This is a genomic window from Enterococcus sp. DIV0546, from assembly GCF_051712785.1.
GTDB lineage: Bacteria > Bacillota > Bacilli > Lactobacillales > Enterococcaceae > Enterococcus > Enterococcus faecalis.
Genome location: NZ_JBIOPO010000001.1, coordinates 1,928,406 through 1,942,518, shown reverse-complemented (window position 1 = coordinate 1,942,518; position 14,113 = coordinate 1,928,406). Strand labels below are relative to the sequence as shown.

Here is a 14,113-nt window from a genome sequence, read left to right as displayed (position 1 = left end):
TTGTCTTACATAAGGAAAGATTTGTTCACTAACAGTGGCGACTGTTCTCAGTAAACAGTTGCACTGGTTTATCGGGAAGGGAACAGAGCAAGTTTTACGAGACTTTCCCATGTAATAATAAAAAGCACTGAACGTCAGTGAATGAAGGAAGAAGGACATCTATGAAAACAATTATCACATTCATTATTGTCTTCGGTATTCTTGTCCTCGTACATGAATTTGGCCACTTTTATTTTGCAAAACGAGCGGGTATTTTAGTTCGTGAGTTTGCAATCGGAATGGGACCAAAGATTTTTGCGCATCGTGGAAAAGATGGCACCACTTATACGATTCGCTTATTGCCAATTGGTGGCTATGTGCGAATGGCTGGGATGGGCGAAGACATGACAGAAATCACACCAGGTATGCCTCTATCTGTTGAGTTAAATGCCGTGGGTAATGTGGTTAAAATTAATACAAGTAAAAAAGTACAATTACCTCATAGTATTCCGATGGAAGTCGTTGATTTTGATCTTGAAAAAGAATTATTCATCAAGGGCTATGTCAATGGAAACGAGGAAGAAGAAACCGTTTATAAAGTTGACCATGATGCAACGATTATTGAAAGTGATGGAACCGAGGTGCGGATTGCGCCACTTGACGTTCAATTTCAATCAGCGAAATTATCGCAACGCATTTTGACGAACTTTGCGGGACCCATGAATAACTTTATCTTAGGGTTTATTCTGTTTACGTTAGCGGTCTTTCTACAAGGAGGCGTCACTGATTTAAACACGAACCAAATTGGACAAGTGATTCCTAATGGCCCAGCCGCAGAAGCTGGGTTGAAAGAAAACGATAAAGTCTTATCGATTAATAATCAAAAAATCAAAAAATACGAAGATTTTACAACCATTGTGCAGAAGAACCCCGAAAAGCCGTTGACGTTCGTAGTTGAGCGTAACGGCAAAGAAGAGCAACTAACAGTGACACCAGAAAAACAAAAAGTGGAAAAACAAACGATTGGTAAAGTCGGCGTTTATCCTTATATGAAAACCGATTTACCGTCAAAATTGATGGGCGGTATTCAGGATACTTTAAATAGTACGACACAGATTTTTAAAGCACTGGGCTCACTATTCACAGGCTTTAGTTTAAACAAACTAGGTGGGCCAGTCATGATGTTTAAGTTATCGGAAGAAGCATCCAATGCTGGAGTAAGTACAGTTGTATTCTTAATGGCCATGTTGTCAATGAACTTAGGGATTATTAATTTGTTGCCGATCCCAGCTTTAGATGGCGGGAAAATTGTCTTAAACATTATTGAAGGTGTACGTGGAAAACCAATTAGTCCTGAAAAAGAAGGCATCATTACGTTAATTGGCTTTGGGTTTGTCATGGTGTTAATGGTGTTAGTTACTTGGAACGATATTCAACGCTTTTTCTTTTAAGGAGAAAGCTTAAGTAAAAAAGTGTGTAAAGAAATCAAAAATAGTTGATTTTAAAATAGAGGAGAGTTTTAATGAAACAGTCAAAAATGTTAATTCCAACGTTAAGAGAAGTACCAAATGATGCAGAAGTCTTAAGTCATCAAATTCTGTTGCGCGCAGGCTATATTCGTCAAGTCGCTGCAGGGATCTATTCTTATTTACCTTTAGCCAATCGTGTTTTAGAAAAATTAAAAACGATTATGCGAGAAGAATTTGAGAAAATTGATGCAGTTGAAATGTTAATGCCTGCGTTATTACCAGCAGAACTTTGGAAAGAATCAGGCCGTTATGAAACTTATGGACCTAACTTGTATCGCTTAAAAGATCGCAATGACCGTGACTATATCTTAGGCCCAACGCATGAAGAAACCTTCACAGAATTAATTCGTGATGAAATTAATTCTTACAAACGATTACCTTTGAATTTATACCAAATTCAAACAAAATATCGTGATGAAAAACGCCCACGTTCTGGCTTATTAAGAGGCCGTGAATTTATCATGAAAGATGGCTATTCTTTCCATGCCGATGAAGCTAGTTTAGATCAATCATACCGTGATTACGAAAAAGCTTACTCACGCATTTTTGAACGCTGTGGACTAGAATTCCGTGCCATTATTGGGGACGGTGGTGCCATGGGTGGTAAAGATTCTAAAGAATTTATGGCGATTTCTGAAATTGGGGAAGATACTATTTGTTATTCAACAGAAAGTGATTATGCTGCCAATTTAGAAATGGCAACAAGTCTTTATACGCCGAAAAAATCACATGAAACACAATTAGATTTAGAAAAAATTGCAACACCAGAAGTGGGTACAATTGCCGAAGTGGCAAACTTCTTTGAAGTTGAGCCACAACGTATTATTAAATCAGTACTATTTATTGCTGATGAAGAGCCAGTAATGGTCTTGGTTCGTGGCGATCATGATGTCAATGATGTCAAATTAAAAAACTTCTTAGGCGCTGATTTCCTAGATGAAGCAACAGAAGAAGATGCTCGCCGTGTCTTAGGAGCGGGCTTTGGTTCAATTGGTCCAGTCAATGTTTCCGAAGATGTTAAAATTTATGCAGATTTAGCTGTTCAAGATTTAGCCAACGCCATTGTTGGGGCTAACGAAGATGGCTATCATTTGACAAATGTAAATCCAGATCGTGATTTCCAACCAATTAGTTACGAAGATTTACGCTTTGTTCAAGAAGGCGATCCTTCTCCTGATGGCAATGGTGTCTTAGCCTTTACTAAAGGAATCGAGATTGGTCACATCTTTAAATTAGGAACGCGTTATAGTGATGCTATGGGCGCAACAGTTTTAGATGAAAATGGTCGTGAAAAATCAGTGATCATGGGTTGCTATGGCATCGGCGTTAGTCGTTTACTTTCAGCAATCGTTGAACAAAATGCAGACGAGCGTGGTATTAATTGGCCAACAGGGATTGCGCCATTTGATTTACACGTGGTCCAAATGAATGTGAAAGATGAGTATCAAACAAAACTATCACAAGAAGTTGAAGCAATGATGACCGAAGCGGGCTACGAAGTATTAGTTGATGACCGCAATGAGCGCGCAGGCGTAAAATTTGCTGATGCTGATTTAATTGGTTGTCCAATCCGTATCACAGTCGGTAAAAAAGCAGTCGATGGTGTGGTAGAAGTCAAAATCAAACGTACTGGTGAAATGTTGGAAGTACGCAAAGAAGAATTAGAAAGTACACTTTCTATTTTGATGAACACAACATCAGAAGTAGAATAATAATGAAAAGGGCGGACAGAATGATTAGGATAAACTGTTTCCGCCACTTATCAGCGTTTAAGCTTGAAGCAAAAATCTAAAGTGATTTTTGCTTCAAGCTCTTCTTAGCTCTTTTTAGAAAAGAAACAAGATTGTTTTTTTACAAAAAACGAGTATACTTAATAGAGAAGCGAATGCAGAGAAACCGAAAAAAGGCACTTGACAGATTTGTCTGAGGGCCTTTTTTCAATGATAGAAGGAGGTTCATTTTGTGACAGAAAAAGCACGCGATTTATTTGATAAACTGATGACGCAAATTCAGTTAGATGACACAGCGAAAGAACATCCCTTAATTCAAAATGGCCGGATTGACAAGGTCATTGTTCACCAACAAAGTCGCTTATGGGAATTTCATTTAAGTTTTGATGAATTGATGCCAGTGATGCTATATCAAACATTTATGCAACAATTGGAACTAGCTTTTCAACAAATTGCGCAGGTTTCCGTTCAAATAACCACAAATCAGACAACATTTACTGAGGAACAATTAACGGATTATTGGCAATTGGCCTTGTTAAATAGTCAATGCAATACACCGTTAGTTCAGAAAGTCTTAAAAACACAGACACCACAATTTGAAGATCGGAAAATTATCTTACCTGTTGATAATGAAGCAGTTATTCCTTATTTGAAGCAACAATATTTACCAATTATTGAGGAACTTTATTTCTCTTACGGGTTTCCTAAATTTCATATTGAACCAAAAATGGATCAACAGCAAGCTGCAGAAGTGCTGAAAAAGTTTGAAGAGCAAAAATTAGAACAAGCCGCAGCCTTTCAACAACAAGCTGCTGAATCGCTTGTTAAACATGAACAAATGAAAAAAGAAAAACAACAACAAGCGCCTGCGTTTGATGGTCCAATTCGTTTAGGGCGGAATATTCCCAATGATGAACCTATTATGCCAATGGGAAACATACTGGAAGAAGAACGTCGGATAACGATTGAAGGCTTTATTTTTGATAAAGAAGTGCGTGAATTGCGTTCCAAACGAAAAATTTTAATTTTGAAAATAACTGATTATACTTCCTCTTTCGTGGTGAAGAAATTTTCGAATGGGGAAAAAGATGAACAAGTTTTTGATGCGATTCAACCGCAAAGTTGGATTCGTGTTCGTGGTAGTGTACAAGAAGATACCTTCATGCGTGATTTAGTCATGAATGCTCAAGATTTGATGGAAGTCGCCCATGCGCCAAGAAAAGACTACGCGCCAGAAGGTGAAAAACGTGTAGAATTACACATGCATAGTAACATGAGTACAATGGATGCGACCAATAAAGTCGGTGACTTGGTGGCGCAAGCGGGGAAATGGGGGCACAAGGCCATCGCAATTACGGATCATGGCGGCGCCCAAGCGTTTCCTGATGCCCATGCTGCAGGTAAAAAAGCAGGCGTTAAAATTTTATACGGCGTGGAAGCCAATATTGTTGATGATGGTGTACCTATTGCTTACAACGAAGAACATATTGAATTAACAGATGCTACCTATGTGGTCTTTGACGTGGAAACAACGGGGCTTTCCGCTGTTTATGATACAATTATTGAATTGGCCGCTGTCAAAATGCATAAAGGAAATGTCATTGAGACTTTTGAGCAGTTTATTGATCCTGGCCATCCATTATCTCAAACGACAATTAATTTAACTGGGATTACAGATGAAATGGTGCGCGGTTCAAAATCCGAAGAAGAAGTTTTACGCATGTTTAAAGAGTTTTCAGAAGGAACTATTTTAGTGGCCCACAACGCTTCTTTTGATATGGGGTTCTTAAATACAAGTTATGGCAAACACGGAATACCTGAAGCGGCTAATCCCGTCATCGATACATTAGAATTATCCAGATTCTTGTATCCACATTTCAAAAGCCATCGTCTAAATACCTTATCGAAAAAATTTGGCGTCAACTTAGAACAACATCACCGTGCCATCTATGACTCAGAATCAACAGGTCATTTGTGCTGGATTTTCTTAAAAGAAGCGAAAGAGAATCATGATATGCATTTCCATGATGATTTGAATCGTCATATTGGCGAAGGAGACTCATACAAACGTGCTCGACCTTTCCATGCAACGATTTTAGCAACAACTCAAGCAGGATTAAAAAATCTTTTTAAATTGATTTCGATGTCCAATGTAGATTATTTTTTCCGAGTACCACGGATTCCTCGTTCGCAATTATCGAAGTTAAGAGAAGGGCTTTTAATCGGTTCCGCATGTTCAAACGGCGAAATTTTTGAAGCAATGATGCAAAAAGGTGTCGAAGAAGCAAAAAATCGTGCCAAATTCTACGATTATATTGAAGTTATGCCCAAACCAGTTTACGCGCCATTAATTGAACAAGAATTGGTGAAAAATGAAGCAGATTTGGAAGAAATTATTAGTAATCTAGTGAAAATCGGTGACGAACTTGGCAAGCTGGTTGTCGCCACTGGAAATGTTCATTATTTAAATGAAGAAGATGCCATCTATCGGAAAATTTTAGTCGGGTCTATGGGTGGCGCTAATCCGTTAAATCGCCATAGTTTACCAAAGGTTCATTTCAGAACCACCGATGAAATGTTAACGGAATTCCAATTTTTAGGACAAGACGTCGCTAAGCGAATTGTAGTAGAAAATCCCAACAAAGTCGCTGATTTATGTGAAGAAGTTATTCCAGTAAAAGACGATTTGTATACGCCAAAAATTCCTGGGTCTGAACAAGAAATCACTGATTTAAGCTACAATCGTGCGCGCGAATTGTATGGCGATCCTTTACCAGAAATTGTCGAAAAACGGTTAGAAAAGGAACTGAATTCGATTAACGGGAATGGTTTCTCGGTTATTTATTTAATTTCTCAAAAACTGGTGCATAAAAGTAATGAAGATGGCTATTTAGTTGGTTCACGGGGCTCTGTCGGTTCGAGTTTTGTTGCGACAATGACAGGGATTACTGAAGTAAATCCTTTAGCGCCACATTATTATTGTCCTGAGTGTCAATATTCTGAGTTCTATGAAGATGGTTCCTATGGTTCAGGGTTTGATATGCCTGAAAAAGCCTGTCCAAAATGTGGTGCTCGATTGTTTAAAGATGGTCACGACATTCCTTTTGAAACGTTCTTAGGGTTTCATGGCGACAAAGTTCCCGATATCGATTTGAACTTTTCTGGCGATTATCAAGCCGAAGCCCATAACTACACGAAAGTTCTTTTTGGTGAAGAATATGTCTACCGGGCAGGAACCATTGGTACAGTAGCCGACAAAACAGCGTATGGCTTTGTTAAAGGATATGAAAGAGATCATAATTTACATTTGCGTGGTGCTGAAATTGATCGCTTAGCCAAAGGTTCAACAGGGGTTAAACGGACGACTGGACAGCATCCCGGCGGTATTATTGTAATTCCTGATTACATGGATGTTTATGACTTTACGCCAATTCAATACCCTGCTGATGATCAAGAGGCAGAATGGAAAACGACGCACTTTGATTTCCATTCCATTCACGATAATATTTTAAAACTTGATATTCTGGGACATGATGATCCAACCGTGATTCGGATGTTACAAGATTTATCTGGGATTGAGCCAAAAACCATCCCAACAGACGATCCAGAAGTGATGCGTATTTTTGAAGGACCTGATGTTCTAGGTGTGGATGCAGAGCAAATTTATTCTAAAACAGGAACTTTAGGAATTCCTGAATTTGGAACACGTTTCGTTCGAGGTATGTTAGAACAGACCCATCCATCAACTTTTGCAGAATTACTTCAAATTTCTGGACTGTCTCACGGAACCGATGTGTGGCTAGGGAATGCAGAAGAGTTGATTCGCCGTGGCGAAGCCAATCTTGCTGAAGTAATTGGTTGTCGGGATGATATCATGGTTTATTTAATTCATGCTGGTTTGGACAGTGGGATGGCCTTTAAGATTATGGAAACGGTACGTAAAGGACAATGGAATAAGATTCCTGATGAACTAAGGGATACGTATTTAAATGCGATGAAGGAAAACAACGTCCCTGACTGGTATATTGATTCTTGTTCTAAAATTAAATATATGTTCCCGAAAGCCCATGCGGCAGCATACGTATTAATGGCGTTGCGGGTCGCTTACTTTAAAGTTTATTTCCCAATCTTATATTACTGTGCGTTTTTCTCCGTTCGGGCGGATGACTTCGACTTAGTGGCAATGTCACAAGGGAAAGAAGCTGTGAAAGCACGAATGAAAGAAATTACGGACAAAGGGATGGACGCCTCCACTAAAGAGAAAAACTTATTAACGGTTTTAGAATTATGTAATGAAATGCTGGAACGGGGCTATAAATTTGGCATGATTGATTTGTACAAATCGGATGCTGAAAATTTTGTGATTGAAGGGGATACCTTGATTGCACCTTTCCGAGCAGTGCCAAGTTTAGGACTCAACGTAGCGAAAGCCATTGTTGCTGCGCGAGAAGAGCAACCGTTCTTATCGAAAGAAGATTTGGCAACACGAGGCAAAGTTTCTAAAACGTTGATTGAATACATGAATGAAAATGGTGTCTTAAAAGACTTGCCAGATGAAAACCAATTATCATTATTTGATATGTTATAAAAGAAAAATCTTTTAGAAAAAGGCCGGTGAAGCAACTTATTCACCGGCCTTTTTTAGTCATTAAATAAATTAGAAAATCATTGCTAGAAGCGTTTTAATTACTTATTAAAAAGCCATCTTTATTTAATTATGTTGAGCTTGTGCATAAAAAGTAAAATGCTTATGATAAATGAAGAGCTTTATTTTTTTTAATAAGAAAGGAATTGGTTATATGGACAAAAAGCAATTACGATGGTTTACCGTCGGGTTAATTGCCTTTAACATGGTCTGGGGTCTTGGAAATGTTGTGAATAATTATGCACAACAAGGGATTTCAGTGGTCACTTCATGGCTTTTGATTTTAGTTTTATATTTTATTCCCTATGCGTTAATCGTAGGACAGTTAGGTTCAACATTTAAAGACAGTAATGGTGGGGTTAGTTCGTGGGTGCAAAATACCAGTACTAAACGTCTAGCCTATTATGCAGCATGGACTTATTGGGTAGTGCACATTCCTTACTTGGCACAAAAACCACAAGCAATTTTAATTGCCTTAGGTTGGGCAGTTCAAGGGAATGGAAACTTAGTCAATACGATGCCAATCGTAACGGTATCATTTATTTCATTAATAATTTTCTTGGTTTTCTTGTTATTATCAACAAAAGGGTTAACCACCTTAAAAGTCATTGGTGGTTTAGCTGGAACCGCCATGTTTGTGATGTCTATTTTATTCATTTTATTAGCGGTAGGCGCACCATTTATTAATTCAACGGTTGAATTTGCGACGCCAAACATGTCACAAGTCAGCACCTACATTCCTAAATTTGATTTTAGTTATTTTACAACCGTATCAATGTTAGTTTTTGCGGTAGGTGGCGCTGAAAAAATTTCTCCTTACGTCAATGCAACTAAAAATCCAGCCAAAGAGTTCCCTAAAGGAATGATTTTCCTAGCAGCAATGGTTGGTTTATCGGCTGTTTTAGGTTCATTTGCAATGGGAATGTTATTCTCAAGTGACAATATTCCTAAAGATTTAATGGCAAATGGAGCCTACAGTGCTTTCCAAAAATTAGGCGCGTATTATGGTGTCGGTAATCTCTTAATGATTGTTTATGCGTTAACGAATACAGTGGGTCAAGTGGCTGCGTTAGCCTTTTCAATTGATGCTCCACTGAAAATTCTTTTAGCTGAAGCAGATCCAGAATTTGTTCCAAGTTGGTTACGTAAACGTACGAAAAAAGGTACGTTAATTAATGGTTACTTATTAACAGGTATTTTAGTAAGTATTATTATCGCTTTACCGATGTTTGGGTTGAAGGACATGAACGAAGTGGTTAAATGGCTAACTAACTTAAATTCTGTAGTTATGCCAATGCGTTACTTGTGGGTCTTCTTTGCCTATATGCTTCTAAACAAAGCATACAAACAATTTAATTCAGAATATAAATTTGTTAAAAATCCTAAAATTGGTTTTGTGTTTGGTCTTTGGTGTTTCCTATTTACAGCCTTTGCTTGTATCCTAGGAATGGTGCCTAAATTCGAGTATGCCTCAGACCCTCAAGGCTGGTTGTTCCAATTAGCTTCTAACATTGTGACACCAATCGTCTTAATTCTATTAGGAATGATTTTACCAGCAATTGCACGTCGCGAGAAAAAAGACACGATTTTGCCAATTGATTCAGCAGAATAATTGGTTGCATGTTTCAAGGATAAAATAGTCAGTTTAAGTATTTTGCGTGAGATAAATGGTCAATAGGACTGTTTATCTCACGTTTTTTTCTGTCGATTTTTCTCTAAAATTTCTATTGTCTCTTAAAAATATGAGAAAATCAGAAGAATTTCTCCTGTATACTAAAGGTATCTATCATTAAAAAATGGTTATTAACGGAGAAAAAGGAAGTGAACCTCATGACTAAAACACTTGAAACACAACCAGAAGAGAAAACGGTCTTTCTTTGTAAAGAAACGAATCCAGATTTTTTAGGACGAGAAATTTATGCGGATAATGTTGAAACACCGTATAATTTTTACTTAATTCGCAAGCTTTATTTAGCGAAAGAGTACCAAAATTTAGCAGAAGGGGAACAATTTTTTGAGGCTTTATGTGAAAGTTGGGATGAATCAGAACAGTTTGAAGAGTTAATTGTTAAAAAGATTTATGTCTATGTTGAAACGGAGTTAATGTACTACACTGTTTATTTTGGAAGCTTTGAGCCGACCACTCGTGACTTACGATCCGCACTGAAACAATGGATGTATGAAATACCAACAACTAAAAATAAAAAAACAGTCCGTATGAATGAAACCAATGTGCAAGTAGTGCCGCAAGAAAATCAATTAACGGAATTAGCTGGTGAAATTGCTGTCTTACGTGAAATGTTGACACTTTTAAAAGAAAATTTAGCCTCCTTAAATGAAGCCGTTAATCAAACGAGAAATCCCGTCATTTCTAGACAAATAAAAACGATCCATTTGAAAAGAGCTTCTCCTGTGATAGCCGCAGAACAGGCATCGCTGAAAGTATCAGAGGCTACTAATCTGGAACAACCAGACGTCAATCTCTCGCCTGATAATCGGGAAAATCAAGAAGGTGAAACAACTGTAGCAACAAGTGAAGCAGTGCTTCCCGTTAACAAACTAGTACTTGAAGAACCAGCGAAAGAACCAGTGTTATCTGAACCAGCGCCAATTAAAGAAGCACAGCCAGAAAAAAAACAAGAAAACCAGCAGAGTACCGCGGCAAAACCTTTATTTACTTTTCCACAAGAAACAGAAAAAAGCTCGCTAAATTCAGTGAATAAGTCTGCTGAAAAAGAAGAGGAGCAGAAGCCAGAAAAAGAAGCTGTCTCTATGGAAAGTGAGAAAGAAAATTCATCAAGTCGGACAATTCCTGCAGACTTTCAACGACAATTGGACGAATTAGAAGAGGAAATTTATCGTCGCTTTATGAGTCGCCAGTTAGAGGATACTGATGGAAATCAAGCAGTACCGAAAATAACGATTGAAAAAAGACAGTTAGAAGCACAAATGTTTGAAGCAAAAGCATTCTCACAATCATTTAAACAAGTTCAAAAGAAAAAGGCAGGAGACGTGCGAATTTGCAATCAGTTAAGTTGTATGAAACTAGAAAAAGGATTAGATAAATTTTTAGACGAAGTTACAGAATATGTTGAAAAGCGGACACTATTTAATAAAAAGGTTCGTTGTCCGCTACCAGTAATCAGAGAATTGGAAGGCTATGGGCAATTAAACCAGTATATGCAGAAAATCCTTGACTGTTATTAATCGTTTATTTAGGAGAAGGTAAGACAAAACCGTTCAATTTATCAGCTTTTAAGCCTGAAACAAAAATCACTTTGGATTTTTGTTTCAGGCTCTTTCTTATTATTTCTGGAAAAGATTTCAAGAGAATTTTTGAAATACTAGTGAAAATCCTATAAATTGTAGTATAATTTTCAAAGATGAATGAAAGGCGTGAAGTCATTGAAAGACAAACAAGTGTATGCAGTAGTTGACCTTGAAACGACTGGAACAGATCCTACAAGTGATCGGATCATTCAGTTTGGATGCGTTCTCGTTCAAGATGGAAAGATTATTGCGAACTTTGCGACAGATGTGAATCCCAATCAAGTAGTACCAAAACAAATTCAAAGTTTAACGGGGATTAGTAATACGCAAGTTCAAAAAGCGCCTTATTTTGAAGATGTAGCACATACAATTTATCATTATCTGGAAGATACTATTTTTGTGGCGCATAACGTCCACTTTGATTATAATTTTTTAGCTCGTGAACTGGTACGGTGTGGCACGCCGCCACTTACTATTCCAGCCATTGATACAGTGGAATTGGCACAGATTTTTTTACCGACAGAAAAAAGTTTCCGTTTAAGTGATTTGTCGGAAAGCTTAGGTTTGTCTCATGAGAATCCCCATCAAGCAGATAGTGATGCGCAGGTTACAGCCGAACTTTTGTTATTAATTCAAGAAAAAATGAAATCTTTACCATTAGTCACTATGGAAAAAATTGCGGAATTAAGTCAACAGACAGCGCGGGAAACCAGTACTTTTATTCAACAAACGTATGAACAAATGAAAAAACAAGTCACACCATTAAATCCAGCTTATCAAGTGGTCAGTGGCATTGCTTTACGCAAAAAAGAAGTTCCTCTTTTTGAAGAAACGTTCTATCAGACTAGCACGTATCCCAAAACTAAAAAAGCCAAAGAAAAACTGTTTGGCGAACGTTTCGCTTATCGTGCGGAACAGAGTCGGATGATGAATTTAGTCTATGATCATTTTACAGAAGGAACGACAAAAGATTTATTTATTGAAGCAGCGACTGGAACGGGAAAAACATTAGGCTATCTGTTGCCGATGAGCTATTTAGCAACGCCAGAAAAACCAGTCATCATTTCAACAGTTTCGATTGTTTTACAAAATCAATTAGTAGAAAAAGATTTACCGTTAGCCAATCAAATCTGCCAAGGGAAATTACGTGGCATTGTTATTAAAAGCCATCGACACTATCTTGATTTACAACGCTTTAAGGCAACGTTGAATCAGCCAACTCCGCAAAAACAATACGCTCTTTATCAAATGGGCGTTCTCGTCTGGTTGCTAGAAACAGAAACGGGCGATTTAGATGAACTACAATTGACGAATTTAAATCATTTATTCTGGAAAGAAGTTACACATCGCGGATTGGATTTTCTTTCAAAAAAAGATGAACTTTATGAAGTTGACTTTTTAAGACATCTGTATAAAAAAGTCGCTCAAAGTAACGTGTTGATTGTTAATCATGCATTTTTGGCGCAAGAGTCGCTAAGAAAACAACCGTTATTACCTGAAAGTCCGTGGCTAATTATTGATGAAGCACATCACTTACCAGACATCGCTAGTCGGATGGCAAGCGAACGAGTAAACAGTGTGATACTAAAAAAACAAGTCACGCATTTTATTGAAAAAGAACAACTTTTTGTTGCTTTACAGCAAATTTTTCAACAGTTTTCTGAAGAGCAGCGGTTTGTAAAAATTTATCAGCAAGGTTTACTGGATTTTGTGGATGAATGGCAAGATTTTCTTTTTGAATTGCATCGTTTATTTAGTAAAACGCAGAAGCGGATAGACCATCAGGAGTTGCTTTTAACCAAAGAACGTATTGATTATTTATCTGCTGCGGGAGAAAAACATAGTCAAACGCTCCAGCTTTTACTGCAGGAGTTGTTAACTATTCAAAGTAAGTTACAGCAAACAATTATGAGTCAGTTGGAAACCTTTAGTTTGGCTGATCGCATCGTTTTTGTTCGCTTGTTTCAATTTTTTGATGAAATTGAACGTATTCACCACTGTTTTACCATTTATCTTGATGATTGGCGTCCACGTTGGGTAAAAGAATATTTACCACAAAATGAAGACCATGGCTTGATTGAAATTCATGACTTAGAAGCTAGTTTACTTCCTGAAACAAAGTGGTATCCGCGGTATGAACGAATTATTTATACAAGCGGCACATTGAAGTTTGGCAACAATAAAAAGTATTTACCGCAACGGTTAGGTTTAACAGAGGTGACGTTCAAAACCCTGCCAACGCCATATAACTATGCAGAAAATGCGCGAGTCTATGTACCGGAAGAAGCAGTAGCCATTCAAAATGCCTCTTCCTATGAAATGGGTCAATACATTTCAGATACCATTGAAAAATTGATGGCGCAAGAGGAACGTTCGATGTTGGTTCTTTTTACTTCGCATGAATTATTGTCCACCGTGTATCATCAAGTCCAGCCGAGATTATTGGAAAAAGGACAAGAGGTCCTCGCCCAAGGGATTAGCGGCAGTCGTGAAAAAATTCTTAAACGGTTCTCTAATGGGAAACCAAATGTCTTGCTAGGAGCTGATAGCTTTTGGGAAGGTGTGGACTTACCAGGAACAGCTTTACAGTTATTGATAGTCACGCGTTTGCCTTTTGAAAACCCGAAACGACCACTTGTGCAAGCAAAATATGCGTATTTAGAAGCAGAAGGGATACAACCATTTGCTCAAGAAGCGGTACCGAAAGCAGCATTACGTTTGCGACAAGCACTGGGCCGTTTAATCCGTTCTGAAGAAGATAGAGGGGCATTGTTGATTCTGGATCGTCGTTTAGTCACTGCAAAATATGGCAAACGATTAATCAAAGCGTTTCCCAAGGGACTTTCAGTAAAAGAAGCGCCCATGCCTGAAATTTTAGAAGAATTAAAGGAATTTTTAAACAAATAATCGATTATTTTTAGGTCATATTTGTGAAAGGCCGCTATTTTTCTGCTATAATA

At 37.8% G+C, this 14,113-nt stretch carries 6 protein-coding genes; all 6 read left to right on the top strand.

Going from position 1 to position 14,113, the window contains the following annotated elements; translation table 11 throughout:
* Positions 1-161: 161 nt before the first annotated feature.
* The 6 genes from rseP (at position 162) to IGJ24_RS09375 (ending at position 14,060) form a co-directional block, all read left to right on the top strand.
* On the top strand, positions 162-1,430 hold the full coding sequence (gene rseP / locus IGJ24_RS09400) for an RIP metalloprotease RseP (RefSeq protein WP_002362168.1): 1,269 nt from the start codon (positions 162-164) through the stop codon (positions 1,428-1,430).
* Between the two features lie 71 nt (positions 1,431-1,501).
* Positions 1,502-3,220 carry a proline--tRNA ligase gene (locus IGJ24_RS09395; protein ID WP_002359769.1) on the top strand — a complete coding sequence of 573 codons (1,719 nt, stop codon included), beginning with the start codon at positions 1,502-1,504 and terminating at the stop codon, positions 3,218-3,220.
* A 250-nt stretch (positions 3,221-3,470) separates the two neighbouring features.
* The gene (locus tag IGJ24_RS09390) at positions 3,471-7,826 is read left to right on the top strand and encodes a PolC-type DNA polymerase III (protein ID WP_002381593.1); all 4,356 of its coding nucleotides are present in this window, start codon (positions 3,471-3,473) and stop codon (positions 7,824-7,826) included.
* Positions 7,827-8,037: 211 nt separating this feature from the next.
* Complete coding sequence (locus IGJ24_RS09385; protein WP_002356790.1) at positions 8,038-9,495, top strand: amino acid permease; 1,458 nt, start codon at positions 8,038-8,040, stop codon at positions 9,493-9,495.
* Positions 9,496-9,713: 218 nt separating this feature from the next.
* Entirely contained in the window at positions 9,714-11,090 is a 1,377-nt protein-coding gene (locus IGJ24_RS09380; RefSeq protein ID WP_129193686.1) for a hypothetical protein, read from the top strand.
* 180 nt (positions 11,091-11,270) lie between these two features.
* Entirely contained in the window at positions 11,271-14,060 is a 2,790-nt protein-coding gene (locus IGJ24_RS09375; protein ID WP_002364421.1) for an ATP-dependent DNA helicase DinG, read from the top strand.
* Positions 14,061-14,113: the final 53 nt, after the last annotated feature.